The organism is Amnibacterium kyonggiense (genome assembly GCF_004364555.1).
GTDB lineage: Bacteria > Actinomycetota > Actinomycetes > Actinomycetales > Microbacteriaceae > Amnibacterium > Amnibacterium kyonggiense.
The window spans coordinates 338037-359649 of the sequence record NZ_SOAM01000001.1 but is presented as its reverse complement, the minus strand read 5'-3'; the positions used below and the strand labels follow the sequence as shown (position 1 = coordinate 359649).

Below are 21613 nucleotides of genomic sequence, written 5' to 3'. Positions count from 1 at the left end.
AACAGGGGTCAGGGCACAGTAGCCAGAAGGACTCGCGTTTCCAGGGACGCCATGCCGAGTCCCGCGATCTCCACATGGACATCCGCGAGCCGGAGGCGCCGCACGACGTTCTCGGCCTTCGCGAGCTCGGCCTCCACGGCCGCCCCCTTCAGGAGGGCGAGACGCCCGCCCGGTCGCGCGAGCCGTGCGGTGATGGGCAGCAGACCGGTCAGCGCTCCGACCGCCCGCGCGGTGACGACGTCGAAGCGGCCGGGCGCGGCGTCCTCAGCCCGGACCCGCTCGACCACCACGTTGTCGAGTCCGAGCCGGGCGCGCTCCACCTCGAGCCACGCGACGCGGCGCTCCATCGGCTCGATGAGCGTCACCGCGAGATCCGGGCGAGCGGCGGCCAGCACGAGTCCGGGGAGGCCTGCGCCGCTGCCCACATCGGCGACCGACGCCCCTTCGGGGAGGAACGGGGCGAGCAGGCCGCTGTTCAGGACGTGCCGCGACCAGAGCCGGGGTGGCTCGAGCGGGCCGATGAGGCCGAGCACGATGCCGTGCTCCGCGAGATCGGCGGCGTACCGCCGGACCGCGGACAGCCGGTCGCCGAAGACCGTTGCGGCCTCCGCCGGCTCGGACTCGACCTCGGGCGCTGCCGGATCTGCTGCGTCGGGCAGGGTCACGCCGGCGTCAGCACGATGTGCCGGTCGCCGCCCTCGCCCTCGGAGTGCGACTGCAGCCCGCGTTCGGCGGCGAGGTCGTGGACGAGCTTGCGCTCGTAGGAGGACATCGGCGCCAGGGGGACGCCGGCGGCGCCGTCGCCGATCGCCGCGACGGCGCTCTCGACGAGGGCCGCGAGCTCGCGCGCGCGCTGGTCTCGGCTGCCGCCGATGTCGAGCGTCAGGCGTGCGAACCCGCCGGTGCGGGTCTGCACCGCGAGCCGTGTCAGCTCCTGCAGCGCACCGACGGTGTCGGCATCGGAGAGCAGGCGGAGGTCGCCGCCCGTCACCTTCAGGGTGGTCCGGCCGCCCTCGTCCTCGATCTCGATGTCGCCGTCGAGGTCCGCGATGTCGAGGAGCTCCTCGATGTAGTCCGCTGCGATGTCGCCGACGTCCTCACCACCCGGTTCCTCGGACGCTCGACGGGCGCCGTCGAGGGCTGCCTGCAGACCCACGACGTCGTCCTCGACGGGCGCGACCGCGCCCTCCTCCGGCTCTCGTACGGTCATGCCCGTCGTTCTCCCGTCCGCTTCGCACGCGCCCGGCCGACCGGCTGGGTGCGCTGCGTGTTGACCTTCGGATGCGGGGCCTCGACGACGGGCGCCTCGAGCGGCTCGCCCGAGCGCTCGCGCTTGCGCTCCGCCTTCTTCGCCAGCCGCACCTCGCGGGCCTTGGCGGCCTCGCTGCCGGGCGTCGGCGAGTTGCGGATCACGATGAACTGCTGGCCCATCGTCCAGAGGTTCGAGAAGACCCAGTAGAACATCACGCCGAGCGGGAACGCGATGCCCGAGAAGATGAAGACGAGCGGCAGGACGTACAGCAGCATGCGCTGCTGCCGGTACATGGGGCTGGCCTTCGTCTCCGGCGAGACGTTCTTCGACATGATCTGCAGCTGCGTGACGAACTGCGTGATCGTCATCAGCGCGACCATGAAGATGCCGATGACGACGACGAGCACGTCGCCCGCGGTCCCGCCCTTGCCGAGCGCGTTGACGCCGCTGCCGATCGTCTCGTGCAGCGGGGCGCCGAAGAGCTTCGAGGCGCCGAAGGAGTTCGCGAGGGCGGGCGTGAGCAGACCGACGCCGCCGGCGTTCGGGTTGCGCTGCGCGGTCTCCAGCACCTGGAACAGGCTGAAGAAGATCGGCATCTGCGCGACGAGCGGCAGGCAGGAGGAGAACGGGCTCGTGCCGTGGTGCCGGTAGAGCTCCATCGTCTCCCGGCTCATCGCCTCGCGGGAGAACTGGTCGCGCTTGCCCTTGTACTTCTCCTGGATCTTCTTCAGCTGCGGCGCGAGCTCGAGCATCTTGCGCTGGCTCTTGATCTGCCGCACGAAGAGCGGGATCAGCGCCGAACGGACGACGATCACGAGGCCGAGGATCGAGAGGATCCAGGTGAGGCCGTCGTTGGGGTCGAGCCCGATCGCGCTCCAGAAGCCGTGGAAGCCGACGAGGATGGCCTCGATCACCCACTTGAACGGCCACAGGACGTAGCCGAAGATGTCGACGATGCCCATGGATTCAGCCTCCGGGCTGCTCTGCCGGCCGAACGAAGCCGTGCGTGGTGATGCGGTACGAGGTGCTCAGCCGTGCGGGCGGGTCGTCCACCCCGCCCCGTGACCACGGGTTGCAGCGAAGGACGCGCCAGACCGCGAGGGCGGTTCCGACGACCGCCCCCGACTGCTGGACGGCCTCGAGCGCGTAGCGCGAGCAGGAGGGATGGTACCTGCAGACGTCGCCGTAGAGGGGCGAGATCACGGCGCGGTAGAAGCGGAGCACCGCGATCTCGATGTTCCGCGGCAGCAGGAGGAGGACCTTCACGACCGCTCCTGCAGCCGGACGACGAGGCGCCGGACCTCCGCGTCGATGTCCGCGAAGTCGGCGGACGCCGCGGACGGGAGGGCCCGCACCACGACGTCGAGACCACGCGTGTCGCGCGCGAGCGACCAGCCGACGGCCTTGATGCGCCGTCGGACGGTGTTCCGGACGACGGCCTTGCCGACGTTGCGCGCCACGATGACCCCCATCCGCATCGGCGAATCGGGATCGGACCGACGACCGTAGGCGAGCGTCAGCTTGCCTCCGGCCCTGCGGCCGGAGCGGACGAGGCGACGGTAGTCCGTCGCCGCCACGATGCGGTTCGCGCGAGCGAGCACGAGGAAGGGCGCGAGCCCCTACGCGGAGAGCTCGGTGCGACCCTTGGCGCGGCGGGCGGACAGGATCGCGCGGCCGGCGCGGGTGCGCATGCGGAGACGGAAGCCGTGCACCTTGGCCCGGCGGCGGTTGTTCGGCTGGAACGTGCGCTTGGTCACTGAGGTCACCTCTTGGGTCGGATGCGCCGGAACCGCACCGGGCCGGGCCCGGGGGAGACGCGAAGTCGTGGGGCGCCAGGAACGTGCGCCGCGAACCGGAACACAGTACACCACGGGTCCCCGGCCCCTCGGACGAGGGGCGAATTCCACAGGTGTGATTCGTCGTTGTCCCCAGGTCTGGGCGCGTCCCCGTGCGGTCCCGGTCGGCGTTTCTCCACACATCGGTAACACGCCTGTGGAGACTTGCCGACGGAATCAGACGGGCGTTACGGTTGGCCCTCGTCCTCCCGGCACCCGACAGGAGCGACAGGTCTCCGGCACGGCGCTCCTGCGCGTCCGTCCCCGATTGGACGCGCCCGAAAACGTGAGGGGAGGGGAGCAGCCGATGGCCGATGTCGCCACCACAGCGTGGACACGGATCCGCGCCGTGCTCGCCGACGACTCCCGCGTCGGCCCCCAGCTGCGCGGCTTCATCAACCTCGTCGAGCCCAAGGGCGTGATGGCGGGCGTCCTCTACCTCGAGGTGCCGAACGACTTCTCGCGCTCGATGCTCGAGCAGCGCGGGCGCGTCCCGCTCGCGGACGCCGTCTCGGGGCTGTCGGACGAGTTCGAGATCCACACGTTCGCGGTCACCGTCAACCCGGACATCGTCCCGGAGTACGAGAGCTCGCCGCCTCCTCCGGCACCCGATCCCACACCGGCGCCCGTCCGCGCGCCCGTCGCGCCCATCGAGTCGGCGCCCGAGACGCCGGTGATCACGCCCGGCACGGAGTCGCGCCTCAACGAGCGCTACACGTTCGAGACCTTCGTCATCGGCTCGTCCAACCGGTTCGCGCACGCGGCCGCCTTCGCGGTGGCCGAGTCGCCGGCGAAGGCGTACAACCCGCTCTTCATCTACGGCGACTCCGGGCTGGGGAAGACGCACCTCCTGCACTCCATAGGGCACTACTCGATGGGCCTCTACCCGGGCATCCGGGTGCGGTACGTGTCGAGCGAGGAGTTCACGAACGACTTCATCAACTCGATCGCGACCAACCGCACGCAGGGGTTCCAGGCCCGGTACCGCGACGTCGACGTCCTCCTGATCGACGACATCCAGTTCCTGTCGGGGAAGGACTCCACGCAGGAGGCCTTCTTCCACACGTTCAACACGCTGCACGACCACAACAAGCAGGTGGTCATCACCTCCGACCTCGCGCCGCGGCAGCTGACCGGCTTCGAGGACCGGATGCGGTCCCGCTTCGAGCAGGGCCTCATCACCGACGTGCAGACGCCGGACCTCGAGACGCGCATCGCGATCCTCCGGAAGCGCGCGCAGAACGACCAGCTGCAGGTCCCCGACGACATCCTCGAGTTCATGGCCTCGAAGGTCTCGAGCAACATCCGCGAGCTCGAGGGCACCCTGATCCGGGTCACGGCCTTCGCGAGCCTCACCCGGGCGCCCGTCGACATGGCCCTCGTCCAGACGGTGCTGAAGGACCTCATCACGCTCGACGAGGACAACATCATCGCGCCGGGCGACATCATCGAGGCGGTCGCGTCCTACTTCAAGCTGTCGACGGACGACCTCTTCGGCTCGAGCCGGTCGCAGCAGATCGCCTCCGCCCGTCAGATCGCGATGTACCTCTGCCGGGAGCTGACGAGCCTGTCGCTGCCGAAGATCGGCCAGCTCTTCGGCGGCCGCGACCACACGACGGTGATGTACGCGAACAAGAAGATCAGCGAGCTCATGAAGGAGCGCCGCTCGATCTACAACCAGGTCACGGAGCTGACGAGCCGCATCAAGCAGGAGCAGCGCTTCCGGCGCTGACCCCCGTCCCACGGCCCGTCCCTCCTTCGACGGAGCACCGGCGCACCCAAAAGGGGCCATCCGCTGCAGATCGGGCGGTGCGCACCGTCGAAGTTGCAGCGGGAGGCCCCGCGAGCGGACCGGCGTCGCCCCCACTCCGAGGAGCACGTACAGGAGGGGTCCGACAGCGGCCGGCGAAGGCACATCGGCGTCGGATCAGGCGGTTTGCCACGGGTGGGGCGGGAATCCACCCCCATGTGAGGGAGATGTGGATAACTCCGTCCAGGACCCCCGTCCGAGGCCCCCTCCCCCTGGGGCGATGTGGAGTCGGGTCGGGGACGTCAACATGGAGGGGCGACGGTCTCCGCCGTCCGTCCGCACGCTTTCGACATCTGACAGGCCTGTAGTTCCCGCTCGCCAGGCCGGTTCCACCGAGTTATCCACAGTGTGCACACCTGTTAAGAGTGTGGTTGTCCTTCTCTTCTCCTTCTCTCCTCCACTCGATTCCGCGCTGTGGACTGCGGCCCCCGTCCGGGGTCCAGGGCCGGGAGGGGCTGCTGCGGTCACCCGCTAGCATGCTCAGCGACCTGACCGATGGAGTCGCCCGGAACGATCCGGGGCCTGCGATGAACCAAGGAGTGCGACGGTGCGATTCCACGCGAACCGGGACGTCTTCAGCGACGCCGTCTCGTTCGCCGTCCGTCTGCTGCCGCAGCGCACGACGCTGCCGATCCTCTCGGGCGTGCTGATCGAGACCACCGACGACGGCCTCTCCCTGTCGTCCTTCGACTACGAGGTCAGCGCTCGGGTGCGCATCGACGCGCAGGTCGAGGAGCCGGGCCGCGTGCTCGTCTCCGGCCGTCTGCTCGCCGACATCGCGAACCGCCTGCCCGGCCTCCCCGTCGAGGTCTCGACGCAGGACAACCGCGTGCTCGTCACGGCCGGGAGCGCGAAGTTCACGCTGCTCTCCATGCCTGTGGCCGAGTACCCGAGCCTCCCGGCGATCGGCGAGTCCACGGGAGTCGTCCCGGCCGGAACCTTCTCGGGCGCCATCGCGCAGGTCGTGGTCGCCGCGTCGCGCGACGACGTGACGCCCGTCATCACGGGCGTGCAGCTCGAGGCGACGGCCGGCTCGATCTCCCTCACCGCGACGGACCGCTACCGGGTCGCCGTGCGCGAGCTGCCGTGGAACGGCGGCGGGGACGAGCCCGTGAGCGCGCTCGTCCCGGCGCGGACGCTGCAGGAGGTCGGCCGGACCTTCGCCGGCAGCGGCGACGTCAGCATCGGCATCACGCGCGGCGGCGACCGCGAGCTCATCGCGTTCGCCTCCGACCGCCGCACCGTCACCTCCCTGCTCATCAAGGGCAACTTCCCGCCCGTGAAGCGCCTCTTCCCCGACACCACCGAGCACTACGCGGTGATCGGGACCGCCGAGCTCGTCGAGGCGACGCGGCGCGTGCAGCTGGTGCTCGAGCGCGAGGCCGCGCTCCGCTACTCCTTCTCATCCGAGGGCCTGACGCTCGAGGCCGCCGGCTCCGAGCAGGCCCAGGCCTCCGAGCAGCTCGACGCGGTGCTCGTCGGCGACGACATCGTCGTCTCGCTGAAGCCGCAGTTCCTGCTGGACGGGCTCTCGGGTGTCCACACGGACTTCGTGCGAATCTCGTTCACGAAGACGGAGAACCCCAACAAGCCGGGTCCCGTGCTCATCAGCGGGCAGAAGTCGAAGGACGACGCGAGCAGCGAGGAGTTCCGCTACCTGCTGCAGCCCAACCTGCTGCTGCGCTGATCCGCCGCGGCCCGGCACCGCAAGCATCTCGGACGTGAGGACACCAGCATGAAGATCGGTCTCGTCGGCCTGGGCAAGATGGGCAACAACATGCGTGCCCGGCTCAAGAAGAGCGGCATCGACGTCGTCGGCTACGACACCAACCCGGATGTCAGCGACGTCCCGGACTACGCGGCCCTCGCAGCGGCCCTGCCCGCACCGCGCGTGGTGTGGGTGATGGTGCCGGCCGGGAGGATCACCCAGTCGGTCATCGACCAGCTCGAGCAGGTCCTCGAGGAGGGCGACCTGATCATCGACGGCGGCAACTCGCGCTTCACGGAGGACGAGAAACACGCGAAGCAGCTCGACCCCAAGGGCATCTCCTTCATGGACGTCGGCGTCTCCGGCGGCGTCTGGGGTCTCGAGAACGGCTACGGCCTCATGGTCGGCGGCAGCGACGACCAGGTCGAGCGGGTCATGCCGGTCTTCGACGCGCTGCGCCCGGAGGGCCCCCGCGACGAGGGCTTCGTGCACGCGGGCCCGGTCGGCGCCGGCCACTACACGAAGATGGTCCACAACGGGATCGAGTACGCGATCATGCAGGCGTACGCCGAGGGCTACGAGCTGCTCCACGCGTCGGACCGTGGCATCGACGTGACCGGCACCTTCAAGGCGTGGCAGCGCGGCACGGTGGTCCGCTCCTGGCTGCTCGAGCTGATGGTGCGCGCGCTCGAGCAGGATCCGGACTTCCGCGACATCGACGGGTACGTCGACGACTCCGGCGAGGGCCGCTGGACGCTCGAGGAGGCGATCGACCACGCGGTGCCGATGCCCGCGATCAGCGCGTCGATCTTCGCCCGCTTCGTCTCGCGCCAGGAGCAGTCGCCCGCGATGCAGGCCGTCGCCGCGCTCCGCAACCAGTTCGGCGGCCACGCGGTCAAGGCGGCCGAGGTCGAGTCCGCCCAGCAGCAGCACCCGACCAAGCGCTGATCGTCGCAGTCCGCGGATGCGGAGGTCCGGCCCGACGGACCTCCGCATCGATGGACGCCACCGCCGCACCATGCGCATCAACCGACTCAGCCTCACCGACTGGCGCAACTACGAGACGGCCGACGTCGTCTTCGAGCCCGGCGCGAACGTGCTCGCGGGCAGCAACGGTCAGGGCAAGACGAACCTCGTCGAGGCGATCGGCTTCCTGACGACCCTCGGGTCGCACCGGGTCTCGGGCGACGCGGCGCTGGTCCGCGCCGGCGCCGAGTCCGCCGTGATCCGCGCCACCGTGTCGAGCGCGGACCGGGAGGTGCTCGCGGAGGTCCTCATCAACAAGGTGGGGGCGAACCGGGCGCAGCTGAACCGCTCGGCCGTGCGCCCGCGGGAGATCACGCGGAACGTGTCGAGCGTCCTGTTCGCCCCGGAGGACCTCGCGCTCGTGCGGGGCGAGCCGTCGGCCCGCCGCCGGTTCGTCGACGAGCTGCTCGTGCAGCGCACCCCGCGCCTCGCGGGCACGGTCTCGGACTACGAGAAGGCGCTCCGGCAGCGCAACGGCCTGCTGCGGGGCAGCCGCGGGATGGTCGACACGGAGTCGCTCGCCGTCTGGGACGAGCGCCTCGTCGCGACGGGCACCGACCTCCTCGATGCGCGGACGGAGCTGCTCGCGGCGCTCGAGCCCCTCGTCGCCGAGCAGTACGCGGTCGTCGCGGGCGCCGATCAGCGCGTCGCGATCGAGGCGCAGCGCACGATCGACGAGGAGGCGGCGGAGGGCACCACGGTCGAGCGCTTCACCGCCGCGCTCGCCCGCGTCCGCCGACGCGAGATCGAGCGGGGCATCACCCTCGTCGGCCCCCACCGGGACGAGGTGCTGCTCACCGTGAACGGGCTGCCGGCGCGCGGCTACGCGAGTCACGGCGAGTCGTGGTCGCTCGCCCTCGCCCTTCGGCTCGGCGCCGTCGAGCTGCTCCGGCACGCGCTGCAGACCGGCGATCCCATCGTGATCCTCGACGACGTGTTCGCCGAGCTCGACGAGTGGCGCCGCATCCGGCTCGCGGACCGGGTGGCGCGCTACGAGCAGGTCATCGTCACGGCCGCGGTGGAGGCGGACATCCCGCCGGCGCTCGCCGGTCGGGTGACGCGGATCCGCGCCGGACACGTCGTGGACGGGGAGCCGGAGGCGGCCGGGCCGGCCGCCGGGGATCCGGCAGACTCGCTCGGATGACCCCGGCCGACCAGCACGACGACCGCGCGCTCCCCGAGGCGCAGCGGGTCTGGGCCCGGCTGCGCACCGTGTTCGGCGCGCCGCGGTCGCGACGCCGCGTGCTGGAGCAGCGGCCCGGCAGCACCCCCTTCGCGAAGGGGCGCGACCCGCTCTCCGTCTCCTCCGTCCTCGACGGCGTCACGGACCAGCTGGGCTGGCGGACGCCGCTCGCCCGCACGGACCTCGCGGCGGCCTGGCGCTCCATCGCGGGCGCGGAGACGGCGAAGCACGCGACCGTCGAGGGGTACGCGGACGGCGTGCTGCTCATCCGGTGCGACTCGACCGCCTGGGCGACGCAGCTGTCGCTGATGCGTTCCCAGATCAGCGAGCGCATCGCCCGCGACTTCCCGGACGCGGGCGTCGATTCGCTGCGCTTCCTGGGCCCGAACACCCCCAGCTGGAACCACGGTCCGAGGACCGTCCAGGGGCGCGGTCCGAGGGACACCTACGGATGACGCCGGCGGAGGCGACTTCAGCCTCCGCCGCAAACGGCGCGCAATCCGGCGTGAGGCCGTGGACGGGCGCGTGTCGCGGATCCGGACGGGTGATTCGGTACCCGCGCCGATTCTGAGGCCGCAGAAGCGCGTTCTCGGCCCTCGACGCCCCTCTCGCACGGTAGACTCGGACGGTTACCGATGACGGGAGTACGGATCAGTGACGAGCGACGCGAACGGGCCCATCGACGACGGCGACACCAACGGCGCGACGGACCCGGTCGGCGGCGATCTCGGTCCTGAGACCGGGCCTGCGGCAGGCGCCGACGGGGAGTCCCTGGCGGAGGTCGACGACGACGCCGAGGGCAGCCGACGCCGGGCGGCGGCGGGCGACGACTACGGCGCCGGATCGATCCAGGTGCTGGAGGGTCTCGAGGCCGTCCGCAAGCGCCCCGGCATGTACATCGGATCGACGGGCCCCCGCGGTCTGCACCACCTCGTCTACGAGATCGTGGACAACGCCGTCGACGAGTCGCTCGCGGGCTACTGCGATCACATCGACGTCCGCATCCTCGCCGACGGCGGCATCCGCGTGGCCGACAACGGCCGCGGGATCCCGGTCGACGTCCACCCGGTCGAGGGCCGATCGACCGTCGAGGTCGTGCTGACCGTCCTCCACGCCGGCGGCAAGTTCGGCGGCGGCGGGTACGCGGTCTCCGGCGGCCTGCACGGCGTCGGCAGCTCCGTCGTGAACGCGCTGTCGCACAAGCTCGACGTCGAGGTGCGCCGCCAGGGCCACGTGTGGCGCCAGTCGTACACGGACGGCGTCCCGAACGCGCCGCTCGTCGAGAACGAGGCGACCGACGAGACCGGCACGACGGTCTCCTTCTGGCCGAACGCGGAGATCTTCGAGACCGTCGACTTCGACTACGAGACGCTGCGCACCCGGTTCCAGCAGACGGCGTTCCTCAACAAGGGGCTGACCATCGCCCTGACGGACGAGCGCACGACCGAGCCCGTCGAGGGCGAGGTGGACGCGACGCCCGAGGTGCGGACGAACGTGTTCCGGTACGACCGCGGCCTGGTCGACTACGTCGAGTACCTGAACAAGTCGAGCGCGAAGAAGGCGGAGCCGGTCCACGAGGGCGTCATCGCCTTCGACTCCGAGGACAAGGAGAAGGTGATCTCGCTCGAGGTCGCCATGCAGTGGACGGGCTCGTACTCCGAGAGCGTGCACACCTTCGCGAACACGATCAACACGCACGAGGGCGGGACCCACGAGGAGGGCTTCCGCGCCGCGCTGACGGGCCTCATCAACCGGTACGGCCGGGAGAAGGGCTTCATCAAGGAGAAGGACGAGAACCTCACGGGCGACGACGTCCGCGAGGGCCTCACGGCCGTCATCTCGATCAAGCTCGGCGAGCCGCAGTTCGAGGGCCAGACGAAGACGAAGCTCGGCAACACCGAGGCGAAGCCGTTCGTGCAGCGCGTCGTGACGCAGGAGCTGACGCACTGGTTCGAGTCGAACCCGAACCAGGCGCGGGACATCGTGCGGAAGGGCATCCAGGCGATGACCGCCCGCCTCGCCGCACGCAAGGCCCGCGACGCGACGCGGAAGACGGCGCTCGACCGGGCGTCGATGCCGGGCAAGCTCAAGGACTGCCAGACCCGCGACGCGTCGAAGGCGGAGATCTTTCTCGTCGAGGGCGATTCGGCCGGCGGTTCAGCCGTGCGGGGCCGCAACCCGGAGACGCAGGCGATCCTCCCGCTGCGCGGCAAGATCCTGAACGTCGAGAAGGCGCGGCTCGACAAGGCGCTCGGCAACGCCGAGGTCCAGGCGATGATCACGGCGTTCGGATCGGGCATCGGGGAGGACTTCAACCCGGACAAGGTCCGCTACCACAAGATCGTGCTGATGGCCGATGCGGACGTCGACGGCCAGCACATCACGACCCTGCTGCTGACGCTGATCTTCCGGTTCATGCGTCCGCTGATCGAGCTCGGGTACGTGTACCTGGCGCAGCCGCCGCTGTACCGGCTCAAGTGGAGCAACGCGCACCACGAGTACGTGTTCAGCGACCGGGAGCGCGACGCGCTCCTCGCGGACGGGCTCGCGTCCGGCAAGCGGATCCCGAAGGAGAACGGCGTCCAGCGGTACAAGGGCCTCGGCGAGATGGACTTCTCCGAGCTCTGGGAGACCACGATGGACCCGGAGACGCGGACCCTGCGGCAGATCACGCTCGAGGACGCCGCGGCGGCCGACGAGATCTTCGCGACGCTCATGGGCGAGGACGTCGAGTCCCGCCGGAACTTCATCCTGCAGAACGCGAAGGACGTCCGCTTCCTGGACATCTGACCCCGTCCAGTTCACGGATACGGAGACCCGGCCCGCCGGGTCTCCGTATCCGTGAACCGGACGGGGCGCCTGAGCACCACCGATAGGACTCCACATGGTTGACAACATCGAGCAGGTCGACCTGCAGCTCGAGATGCAGCGGTCGTACCTCGACTACGCGATGAGCGTGATCGTGGCGCGGGCGCTCCCCGAGGTGCGGGACGGCCTGAAGCCGGTGCATCGGCGCGTGATCTACGCGATGTACGACGGCGGCTACCGCCCGGACCGCGCGTTCTCGAAGTGCGCCCGCGTCGTCGGCGACGTCATGGCCCAGTTCCACCCGCACGGCGACACCGCGATCTACGACACCCTCGTCCGGCTCGTGCAGGACTGGAGCCTCCGGTACCCGCTCGCGCTCGGGCAGGGCAACTTCGGTTCGCCGGGCAACGACCCCGCCGCCGCACCGCGGTACACGGAGACGAAGATGTCCCCGCTCGCGATGGAGATGGTCCGGGACATCGACGAGGACACCGTCGACTTCCAGGACAACTACGACGGCCGCACGCAGGAGCCCGTGGTGCTGCCCGCGCGCTTCCCGAACCTGCTCGTGAACGGCTCGGCCGGCATCGCGGTCGGCATGGCGACGAACATCCCGCCGCACAACCTCCGCGAGGTGGCGGACGCCGCGCTCTGGGCGCTGGAGCACCCCGACGCCTCGCGCGAGGAGCTGCTCGCCGGGCTGATGGAGCGGGTCAAGGGCCCGGACTTCCCCACGGCGGCCACGATCCTCGGCACGCGCGGCATCCACGACATGTACCGGACGGGCCGCGGCTCGATCACCATGCGCGGCGTCGTCAGCGTGGAGGAGCTGCAGGGCCGCACCTGCCTCGTCATCACCGAGCTGCCGTACCAGGTCAACCCCGACAACCTCGCCGACAAGATCGCGACGATGGTCAAGGAGGGGCGGATGGCCGGCATCGCCGACATCCAGGACCACTCCTCCGGCCGCACCGGGCAGCGCCTCGTGATCGTGCTGAAGCGCGACGCGGTGCCGAAGGTCGTGCTGAACAACCTCTACAAGCACACGGAGCTGCAGCAGAACTTCGGTGCGAACATGCTCGCGCTCGTCGACGGCGTGCCGCGCACGCTCGCGCTCGACGGCTTCATCTCCGCCTGGATCGAGCACCAGCTCGAGGTCATCCGCCGCCGCACGGAGTACCGCCTGCGGAAGGCCGAGGCCGACGCGCACATCCTGCGCGGCTACCTGAAGGCCCTCGACATGCTCGACGAGGTCATCGCGCTGATCCGGCGCTCCCCGACCCCCGACGACGCGCGTACCGGCCTGATCGAGCTGCTCGACGTCGACGAGGTGCAGGCGAACGCGATCCTGAGCCTCCAGCTGCGTCGTCTCGCGGCCCTCGAGCGTCAGCGCATCATCGACCAGGCCGCCGAGCTCGAGCGCCTGATCGCCGACTACAAGGACATCCTCGCGAAGGTCCCGCGCCAGCGCGCGATCGTCGCGGAGGAGCTGACGGAGATCGTCGACCGCTTCGGCGACGACCGCCGCACCCAGATCCTCCCCGGCTACGACGGCGAGATGAGCATCGAGGACCTCATCCCTGAGGAGGAGGTCGTCGTCACCGTCACGCGCGGCGGCTACATCAAGCGCACCCGCAGCGACCAGTACCGGTCGCAGCGCCGCGGCGGCCGCGGTGTGCGCGGTGCGCAGCTGCGCGCCGACGACATCGTCGACCACCTCTTCATCACGTCCACGCACCACTGGCTGCTCGTGTTCACGAACGCCGGCCGCGTGTACCGCGTGAAGACGTACGAGGTGCAGGAGGGCGCGCGGGACGCGAAGGGGCAGCACATCGCGAATCTGCTCGCGATGCAGCCGGACGAGAAGGTCGCGCAGATCCTCGACATCCGCGACTACACGGTCGCGCCGTACCTGGTCCTCGCGACCCGCGGCGGGCTCATGAAGAAGACCGCGCTCGCCGAGTACGACACGAACCGGTCGGGCGGCATCATCGCGATCAATCTCCGCGAGGACGACGAGCTGATCCAGGCGCTGCTCGTGGAGGAGTCGAGCGACCTGCTCCTCGTGTCGAAGAAGGGCATGTCCCTCCGCTTCACGGCATCCGACGACGTGCTCCGGCCCATGGGGCGCAGCACGTCCGGCGTCATCGGGATGCACTTCCGCGACGACGACCAGCTGCTCGCGGCCCGCGTCGTGACCGATCAGGGCTTCGTCTTCGTCGTCACCGAGGGCGGGTTCGCGAAGCGCACCGCGGTCGACCAGTACCGCGTGCAGGGCCGGGGCGGACTCGGCATCAAGGTCGCGAAGCTGCAGGAGGCCCGCGGCGATCTCGCCGGCGCGCTGATCGTCGGTGAGACCGATGAGGTGCTCGTCGTCCTCGAAAGTGGCAAGGTGGTGCGCTCCAACGTGTCCGAGGTCCCTGCGAAGGGTCGCGACACGATGGGCGTGGTCTTCGCTCGATTCGCAGCGGATGACAGAATCATCGCCATCGCGCGGAACAGCGAGACGACTGTGGAGGAGAACGCAGCAGATGAGCTCGGTCAGGACCCCCAGTCGACCGTCGGAGACGGGCCCGAAGGATAGCGTGGCGGACAAGTTGTCCGAGAAGACGCCGAAGCAGGCTCAGACGAAGCAGGTCCGCCTGAAGCTCGTCTACATCGACTTCTGGTCGGCCGTGAAGTTCTCGTTCCTGATCGCCGCCGCGGTCGGGGTCGTGATCTTCGTGGCCGTGCTGCTGATCTGGACGGTGCTCGCCTCCACCGGCGTCTTCGACCAGATCTCGACGCTCCTGAAGGACGTGTCCGGGCAGGACAGCCTGACGGTCAGCAACGTCGTCTCGTTCGCGCAGGTGATGGGCTTCACGCTCGTCATCGCCGCGCTGAACGTCGTCGTCGGCACCGTCCTCGGCGCGATCGCCTGCGTGCTCTACAACCTGTCGGTCCGGATCACGGGCGGGATCCTCGTCGGATTCAAGAACGGCTGAACGGGCTGATAGGCTCGTCTGCGGCCTTCGGGCCACGGTGCTCCGAGAGCACCACCCACGGGGCTATAGCTCAGGCGGTTAGAGCGCTTCGCTGATAACGAAGAGGTCCCAGGTTCAAGTCCTGGTAGCCCCACTGCATTCATGGTCTTGGATCCGCAAGCGGATCCAAGACGGTGCCGTACCGGCGGGCCTGAACGGCCCGCTCGGCTGACGGCGTCGCACCTCAGGTCCCCTGCAGCGTCGCTGCGGCGTGCGCCGGCTCGGTCCGCCTGCTCAGGCCCCTGGGACGACGACGTCGCGCGCCGGTCGCGTAGGCTCGTCCCGGTCTTCCCTTCGGGGGCTTAGCTCAGTTGGTAGAGCACCTGCTTTGCAAGCAGGGGGTCAGGGGTTCGAGTCCCCTAGTCTCCACCGTGCCGACGGCTGCGCCGCTGCCGTGCAGCGTGCCGCACCGGCTCGCTGCACGCTCGCCCGGTCGACGGCTTCGGTCGAGGGGGCTTCGTGCTGATGAGCACGCCGCCGGCCCTCCTCGGGCCGCTCCTCGACGGCACGGCGCGCCGCTCCGCGTGCTCCCGCCCCCTCCCGAACAGGTGCCGCCCCTCCGGGGGACGCGAGTGCGAAGTATGGGGGGTCGCCACGCGCATCAGCGCGGGGGGCACGCGTCAATTCGTGCAAGTCGCGGTTCCACCGTGTCCTCGCGTCGTCCCGCCTGCCATCGTCCATGCACGCAGGCCGCGAGGGGTGGCCGGTGGCACGGACGTTCTCGGGGGAAGCAATGCTGAAGATGACTCGCCGCATCGGGCGGCTCTCCGGCCTGATCGCGGCCGGTGTCGCGATCGTCGGAACGGGCAGCGGCGTGATGGCCGCCTCGTACTCGGCCTTCAGCAGCCCGACCTCGGTGTCGGCAAACTCGTGGAACACGGGATCGGTGCACCTGACGAACGACATCGGAACCGCGATGTTCACGGGCACGAATCAGCAGATGAACGCCACCGGTACGAAGTGCGTGACGGTCACGTCGGACGGCACCCTCGCCAGCACGGTCCGCTTCTACGCGACCGGCTTCAGCGACTCGAACTCGCTCGGTCAGCACATCAACCTGGTCGTGAAGATGGGGTCGGGTTCGACGAACGCGTCGACCTGCTCGGGCTTCACGGCAGCCAGCACGGTCTACACCGGCAGCCTTGCGAACCTGGTGACGGGCGGATCGGCGCACACCGATTACGCCTCGGGCATCGTGACGACGTGGGCTCCCCAGGCCGCCAGCACCACCGCCGAGACGAAGCAGTTCCAGTTCACCTGGAACTACGACTCCACGACGCCGATGAGCTCCACCGCCGCCGCGACCTTCACGTGGGAAACGCAGGGCAGCTAGTCCGCTCGTTCCGGCGCCGCGTCCCGGCGCACCGCCGGGACGAGCAGCCCGTGCTCCCGCGGGGCGCGGCGTGGACGGTCGCGATCGTCACGGTCGTCTGCCGCTCGACGCTCTCGACGATCGTCGCCCTGCTCCTCTGGGGCGTGCTCCCGAATCTCGTCGGCTTCCAGACGACGACCGTCATGTCCGGCTCCATGACGCCGCGTCTGGAGGTCGGCGACGCCGTCGTCGTCCGCCCGGTCGACGCCGGGCAGCTCTCGGACGGGCAGGTGCTGCTGTTCGACGATCCGGATCGCGCGGGCGCGCTCCGGATGCACCGGCTCGTCCGAGTGCGGTCGGACGGTGAGCTGGTGACCAAGGGGGACGCGAACGATGCCGCGGACTCGACCACGGTCGGGTCCGGCGCGGTGCACGGTGCTGCGTTCCTGCGCATCCCCTTCGCAGGGCTGCCGAACTACTGGGTCCGGACGGATCAGCCGGTCCCGCTGCTCGTCGGCGGCGGGGTGGTCGCGCTGCTGCTCGCCGGCGTGCGGCTCGGACGGCTGCTCGAGGACCCGGAGGACCGGTCGCGGCGCCGCCATCGCGGCGTCCGGCTCCCGGGAGCGCATCGTGCGACTGCGCTCGGGGTCGCGATCCTCGTGCTCCCGGCGGGTGCCGTCGCTGCGGGATCTCCTGCGCCGGCCCGCGCGGCGTACTCGGCCGTGTCGAGCGTGTCGGGGAACACCTGGGGCACGACCTGCGCGGACCGCACGCCGACGAACCTCGGCGCCGGCCCCGTCCTCTACTGGGGCTACGGCACGCTCAGCGGCTCGGACGTGACCGACCTGAGCGGTCAGGGTGACGCGGGCACGTCCCCGTCCGGCAGCGATGCGGCGCCGGTCACGTGCGTCGACGGGTTCACGCCGGCAGCGCAGGTCGGCATGTCGAGCGGCACGAGCAAGGGCCTGATCGTCGAGAAGACGTCGCGCTCCTACCCGGGGACGGTCACCGTCGCCACGTGGTTCAAGACGGCGAACCCCGGCGGCGTGCTCGCGGACTTCGGCGGGTCCAGCTCGGTCGCCAGCCCGTCCCCTTCGACGCAGATCGATCGCGTGCTCTTCATGCAGGCGGACGGCAACCTCGCGTTCGGCGCGACGACCACGTCGGTCGCCGGCCTGCTCGGGAACCCGATCTTCTGCACGAGCGCGAAGCCCACCGGGTATGCGGACAACGGCTGGCATCTGGCGGTGGCCTCGTTCAGCTACCGCGACGGGTGCACGTTGACGGTCGACGGCTCGTCCGTCTCGACACCCACGCCGCCGCTCACCGTGGCGGTCCTGAACGCCTACAGCGGCTACTGGCGCTTCGGATACGACGCCGTCACGTCGTCCAAGTGGACGGGAGCGACATCGCGTCAGCAGTTCCAGGGCATGCTCGACGAGACGCAGGTCTACGGCGCGGTCGTCGATCCCACGCCGATCCTCGCGCGCGGGCACTGAGGCGCGTCAGGCGCCGGCGAGCTCCGAGCGCAGCGACTCCGCGGACCGGCCGACGGACGACCGGGACGCGTCGACGAGGGCGAGCACGTCGTCGTGGCGGCGGTCCGCGGCGTCGTTCCACCGGACGAGGTCGTACGCGCGTGCCGCGGTCACGCCGGGCGGCGTGCTCCAGTCGCCGGCGGGGACACCGCCGTGCAGCACGTTCCACATCGTGCCGACCGCGCGCTGGCCCACCGGCCCGGTGATGCTGCCGGGCAGGGCCTCGATCGCGACCGCAGCGACCAGGCAGGCCCGCTCGCTGCGCTCGCCGTCGTGCGCCCGGAGGGTGCCGACGTGCAGCCGGACGCCCTGCTCGTCGATGGTCGTGAACCAGGCGTCCTGCACCCAGCCGGCGGCGAGGCGCGCCCGGGTGCGGTCGAGGAGGTCGCCGACCGCGTCGAGGCGGGCGAGCCTGGCCCCCAGCCGATCGATGCGCTGGAGGCGACGGCGGTCGCGCCATCTGGTGCGGAGGCCCGTCGGCGTCGCAACGGGAAGCTGGAGGAGCGAATCGGGCAACGAGATCCCCTTATCGGCCGGGTGCGATAGGGGGAATTCTGTCCTCGGACCTGGAATGCACCTGAGGATCTCCGTCTCCCGGAACCACTCGCGGATCCGGAGATCCCGCCCGACACGCCGCCGCGGGCGCACGGAACGCGGGGTGTCGCCGCGGATCTCCGGATCCGTGGGAGGAATCCGGATCCGCGGATCAGACGAGGTCGTCGGTCAGGTTCGTCGGGGTGCCGAAGCGGTGGGCGGTGATGCTCACCGACTGCTCGTGGAGGAACGGCAGCAGCTCGATGCGGCCGGCCGTCGTCACCTCGTTCGACCACACCGCCAGGTCGGGGTCGCCGCCGGCGGCGCGGAGGAGGTCGGCGGCCGATCCGCCGATCAGACGCACGCGGCCGGCGAGGACCGGTGCGGCCTCCACACGGTGCGCGACGCCCAGGTCGTCGAGCGGGCCGGTGAGCGTCGCGGGCAGCGCCTCCTCGGCCACCACCGAGACGGGCGCGCCCGCCCGGACGGCGGCTGCGACGACCCGCAGCACGTCCCCGGGGTCGGCGTCGGCGGCGGCGCGGATCGTGACCGGGACCGTCCGGTAGCGGAGGAGGTTGCGTTCGACGCCGAGGTCGGCGAGCTCGTGGGTCGCACCGAACTCCGCCTCCCATGCCGCCTGGTCGCTCGCAGCGCCCGCGGAAACGAAGGCGCGCGCCTCATCCCCGATCGCCGACGCCGCGCGCACGACGCGGGCCACGGTCGGGTCGAGGCGCGCACTCACGGGAGCGGTCTCATCGGCACGCACCCACTCGCCGAGTCCGACGAGGTAGTTCGGGCCGCCCGCCTTCGTGCCCGCGCCGACGGAGGAGCGCTTCCAGCCGCCGAACGGCTGACGACCGACGATGGCGCCGGTCGTGCCGCGGTTGACGTAGAGGTTGCCGGCCTGCACGCCGTCGACCCAGCGGCCGATCTCGGCGGGCTCGAGCGACTGCAGTCCCGCGGTCAGCCCGTAGGCCACCTCGTTCTGGATGGCGATCGCCTCGTCGAGGTCGGCGGCGACCATGATGCCGAGCACCGGCCCGAAGTACTCGGTCAGGTGGAAGGCGGAGCCGCGGCGCACGCCGGTGCGGATGCCCGGCGTCCACAGCCGGCCCTCGCGGTCGAGCCGTTTCGGCTCGAGCAGCCAGTGCTCGCCGGGGCCGAGCTCCGCCAGGCCCTCCAGGAGCTTGCCGCTCGCCGGCTCGATGAGCGGACCCATCCGCGAGGTCGAGACCCAGGGCGCGCCGACCTCGAGGGAGCCGACCGCGTCGACGAGCTGGCCGAGGAAGCGCTTCGACTTCGCGACCGGGCCGACGAGGATCGCGAGGCTCGCCGCGCTGCACTTCTGGCCGGCGTGGCCGAACGCGCTCGCGACGAGGTCCTTCACCGCGAGGTCGAGGTCGGCCGACGGGGTGACGACCATCGCGTTCTTCCCGCTGGTCTCGGCGAGGACCGGCAGGTCGGCGCGGAAGTCGCGGAAGAGCCGCGCCGTCTCCCAGGCGCCCGTGAGCACGACCCGGTCGATGCGCTCGTCCGAGACGAGGCGCCGGCCGAGACCGTCCTCGTCGACCTGCACGAGCGCGAGCACCTCGCGGGGGACGCCCGCCGACCAGAGGACCTCCGCGAGCACGGCGCCGCAGCGGCTCGCGGGCCCGGCGGGCTTCAGCACGACGCCGCTGCCCGCGGCCAGCGCGGCGAGGACGCCGCCCGCCGGGATGGCGACGGGGAAGTTCCACGGCGGCGTCACGAGGGTGAGCGCGGCCGGAATGAACCGGGCGCCGTCGACGGCCTCGAGCTCGAGCGCCCGCGCCGCGTAGTACCGGGCGAAGTCGATCGCCTCGCTCACCTCGGGGTCGGCCTGGTCGACCGTCTTCGCGGCCTCGCTCACCATGACCTCGACGAGCCGGCCGCGGGCGGCCTCCATCGCGTCACCGGCCCGCTGGAGGATCGCGGCGCGCTCGGCGGCGGGCACCGCGCCCCAGGCGCGACCGGCCTCCTGCGTGGAGGCGAGCACGGCGTCGAGCGCGCGTTCGTCGGTGACGGTGTGCTCGGCGAGCGTCCGCGCGCCCTCGTCCGACCGCGCGGCGCGCTCGAGCAGCGCGGACGCCCAGGCACGGTGCTCGGGCACGGCCGGGTCGGTGTCGACCGCGTTGCGGAACGGTGCCCCCGGGGGCATGGGCGTGGTCGTGCGCGGCACGCGGTGCGGCGGCGGGACGCTCGTGTCCAGCGCGGCCAGCGAGGCCGCGAACCGGTCGCGCTCGCGGGCGAAGAGGCGCTCGTTCGAGGCGAGGTCGAAGACGCTCGACATGAAGTTGTCCTCGCTCGCGCCCTCCTCGAGGCGTCGGACGAGGTAGGCGATGGCCACGTCGAACTCGCGCGGGTGCACGACCGGCGTATAGACGAGCAGGCCGCCGACGTCCTTCCGGACGGCCTCGGCCTGACCCGTCGCCATCCCGAGCAGCATCTCGAACTCGACGGCGTCCGTGACGCCGCGCTCGCCGGCGAGCAGCCAGGCGTGGGCGACGTCGAAGAGGTTGTGCCCGGCGACGCCGAGCTGCACCGCGTCGGTGCGCTCCGTCGTCAGCGCCCAGTCGAGCACCCGCTTGTAGTTGGTGTCGCTCTCGACCTTCTCGTGCCAGGTCGCGAGCGGCCAGTCGTGGATCGCCGCCTCGACGCGCTCCATCGGCAGGTTCGCGCCCTTCACGAGCCGCACCTTGATGGCTGCGCCCCCGCGGGCCCGTCGAGCGGCGCTCCATGCCTGGAGGCGCATCATCGCGGACAGTGCGTCCGGGAGGTATGCCTGGAGGACGATGCCGGCGCGGTAGTCGAGGAAGCGCGGCGAGTCGAGGATGCGCTGGAAGACCGCGATGGTCAGGTCGAGGTCCTTGTACTCCTCCATGTCGAGGTTGATGAAGGTGCCGGTCCGGCGGGCGGACTCGTACAGCGGCGTGAGGCGGGCGACCACGTCGTCGACCGCGGCGTCGAACGCCCACACCGCGTGCGGCGCGACCGCAGCCGAGACCTTGATCGAGACGTAGTCCACGTCCGGCCGCTCGATGAGGGCGAGCGTCCCGGCGAGCCGGCGGTCGGCCTCCTTCTGCCCGAGCACCGCCTCGCCCAGCAGGTTGAGGTTGAGTCGCACGCCACGCGATCGGATGCGGGCGATGGAGCGACCGAGCCGGGCGGGCGTGGCGTCGATCACGAGGTGGTCGACCATCCGGCGCAGTGCGGTGCGGGCGATCGGGACGACGACCCACGGGAGGATCGGGGCGGCGAGGCCGCCGATGCGGACCGCGAGGCGGAGGGGCAGCGGCAGGAAGCGCGGCACGTCCGGGGCGAGCACCGCGAGCCGGTGGGCGGCGGCGCGGAGGTCCTCCGGCCGCACGACGCCGTCGACGAAGCCGACCGTGAACGCGAGGCCCCTCGGGTCGCGGAGCACGCCGGCCAGCCGCGCTGCAGCGGGGTCGGCGGGGGTCGCGGCCGCGGCGGTGAGCCAGCGGCGCACGAGCGCCTCCACCTGCTCGATGGACGAGGCCGGGCCGGTGGACGGGGTCGTCTCCACAGCGGTGCTGCTCATCGCTGCA

Annotated in this window: 18 protein-coding genes and 2 tRNA genes; 12 read left to right on the top strand and 8 right to left on the bottom strand. The window is 71.0% G+C overall.

Annotated features, from left to right (window positions below; genetic code table 11):
- Nucleotides 1–8: 8 nt before the first annotated feature.
- The 6 genes from rsmG to rpmH are packed head-to-tail and all read right to left on the bottom strand — an operon-like array spanning nt 9 to nt 3009.
- Nucleotides 9–665 (bottom strand): 16S rRNA (guanine(527)-N(7))-methyltransferase RsmG, encoded by a 657-nt coding sequence (rsmG, locus tag CLV52_RS01900; RefSeq protein ID WP_246017895.1) that lies wholly within the window; start codon nt 663–665, stop codon nt 9–11.
- On the bottom strand, nt 662–1210 hold the full coding sequence (locus CLV52_RS01895; RefSeq protein WP_133764337.1) for a Jag family protein: 549 nt from the start codon (nt 1208–1210) through the stop codon (nt 662–664). The genes rsmG and CLV52_RS01895 overlap by 4 nt, the downstream gene beginning before the upstream one ends.
- The gene (gene yidC / locus CLV52_RS01890; protein ID WP_133764335.1) at nt 1207–2214 is read right to left on the bottom strand and encodes a membrane protein insertase YidC; all 1008 of its coding nucleotides are present in this window, start codon (nt 2212–2214) and stop codon (nt 1207–1209) included. Before yidC ends, CLV52_RS01895 begins: the two co-directional genes overlap by 4 nt.
- A 4-nt stretch (nt 2215–2218) precedes the next feature.
- Nucleotides 2219–2518: a membrane protein insertion efficiency factor YidD gene (yidD, locus tag CLV52_RS01885; protein ID WP_133764333.1), complete on the bottom strand. Its 300-nt coding sequence runs from the start codon at nt 2516–2518 to the stop codon at nt 2219–2221.
- Nucleotides 2515–2829, bottom strand: a complete 315-nt coding sequence (rnpA, locus tag CLV52_RS01880) for a ribonuclease P protein component (RefSeq protein ID WP_246017893.1) — start codon at nt 2827–2829, stop codon at nt 2515–2517. The genes yidD and rnpA overlap by 4 nt, the downstream gene beginning before the upstream one ends.
- Before the next feature lie 42 nt (nt 2830–2871).
- Nucleotides 2872–3009: a 50S ribosomal protein L34 gene (gene rpmH, locus CLV52_RS01875; protein WP_119480445.1), complete on the bottom strand. Its 138-nt coding sequence runs from the start codon at nt 3007–3009 to the stop codon at nt 2872–2874.
- A gap of 385 nt (nt 3010–3394) precedes the next feature.
- Here rpmH and dnaA point away from each other — a divergent pair, with 385 nt between their 5' ends.
- The 12 genes from dnaA (at nt 3395) to CLV52_RS18230 (ending at nt 17456) form a co-directional block, all read left to right on the top strand.
- Nucleotides 3395–4819: a chromosomal replication initiator protein DnaA gene (gene dnaA / locus CLV52_RS01870; protein ID WP_133764329.1), complete on the top strand. Its 1425-nt coding sequence runs from the start codon at nt 3395–3397 to the stop codon at nt 4817–4819.
- Nucleotides 4820–5444: 625 nt separating this feature from the next.
- Nucleotides 5445–6584: a DNA polymerase III subunit beta gene (gene dnaN, locus CLV52_RS01865; RefSeq protein WP_133764327.1), complete on the top strand. Its 1140-nt coding sequence runs from the start codon at nt 5445–5447 to the stop codon at nt 6582–6584.
- A gap of 48 nt (nt 6585–6632) precedes the next feature.
- Nucleotides 6633–7553, top strand: coding sequence for a phosphogluconate dehydrogenase (NAD(+)-dependent, decarboxylating) (gnd, locus tag CLV52_RS01860; protein WP_133764325.1), 921 nt, complete (start codon nt 6633–6635; stop codon nt 7551–7553).
- Nucleotides 7554–7623: 70 nt separating this feature from the next.
- Entirely contained in the window at nt 7624–8775 is a 1152-nt protein-coding gene (recF, locus tag CLV52_RS01855; RefSeq protein WP_133764323.1) for a DNA replication/repair protein RecF, read from the top strand.
- Complete coding sequence (locus tag CLV52_RS01850) at nt 8772–9269, top strand: DciA family protein (RefSeq protein ID WP_133764321.1); 498 nt, start codon at nt 8772–8774, stop codon at nt 9267–9269. The genes recF and CLV52_RS01850 overlap by 4 nt, the downstream gene beginning before the upstream one ends.
- Nucleotides 9270–9585: 316 nt before the next feature.
- Nucleotides 9586–11604 (top strand): DNA topoisomerase (ATP-hydrolyzing) subunit B, encoded by a 2019-nt coding sequence (gyrB, locus tag CLV52_RS01845; RefSeq protein WP_133765787.1) that lies wholly within the window; start codon nt 9586–9588, stop codon nt 11602–11604.
- 94 nt (nt 11605–11698) lie between these two features.
- Complete coding sequence (gyrA, locus tag CLV52_RS01840; RefSeq protein WP_133764319.1) at nt 11699–14206, top strand: DNA gyrase subunit A; 2508 nt, start codon at nt 11699–11701, stop codon at nt 14204–14206.
- A complete protein-coding gene (locus tag CLV52_RS01835; RefSeq protein WP_133764317.1) occupies nt 14154–14606 on the top strand; it encodes a DUF3566 domain-containing protein in 453 nt (150 codons plus the stop codon). Before gyrA ends, CLV52_RS01835 begins: the two co-directional genes overlap by 53 nt.
- Nucleotides 14607–14665: 59 nt before the next feature.
- Nucleotides 14666–14739, top strand: a tRNA-Ile gene (locus CLV52_RS01830).
- A 202-nt stretch (nt 14740–14941) separates the two neighbouring features.
- A tRNA-Ala gene (locus CLV52_RS01825) sits at nt 14942–15014 on the top strand.
- 337 nt (nt 15015–15351) lie between these two features.
- Entirely contained in the window at nt 15352–15978 is a 627-nt protein-coding gene (locus CLV52_RS18235) for a hypothetical protein (RefSeq protein ID WP_162850674.1), read from the top strand.
- A gap of 50 nt (nt 15979–16028) precedes the next feature.
- Nucleotides 16029–17456 carry a signal peptidase I gene (locus tag CLV52_RS18230; RefSeq protein WP_162850673.1) on the top strand — a complete coding sequence of 476 codons (1428 nt, stop codon included), beginning with the start codon at nt 16029–16031 and terminating at the stop codon, nt 17454–17456.
- A gap of 6 nt (nt 17457–17462) precedes the next feature.
- On the opposite strand, the gene CLV52_RS01815 is transcribed toward CLV52_RS18230, so the two are convergent.
- Nucleotides 17463–18011: a DUF6197 family protein gene (locus tag CLV52_RS01815; protein WP_133764313.1), complete on the bottom strand. Its 549-nt coding sequence runs from the start codon at nt 18009–18011 to the stop codon at nt 17463–17465.
- A 190-nt stretch (nt 18012–18201) separates the two neighbouring features.
- Nucleotides 18202–21606: a bifunctional proline dehydrogenase/L-glutamate gamma-semialdehyde dehydrogenase gene (locus CLV52_RS01810; RefSeq protein WP_133764311.1), complete on the bottom strand. Its 3405-nt coding sequence runs from the start codon at nt 21604–21606 to the stop codon at nt 18202–18204.
- Nucleotides 21607–21613: the final 7 nt, after the last annotated feature.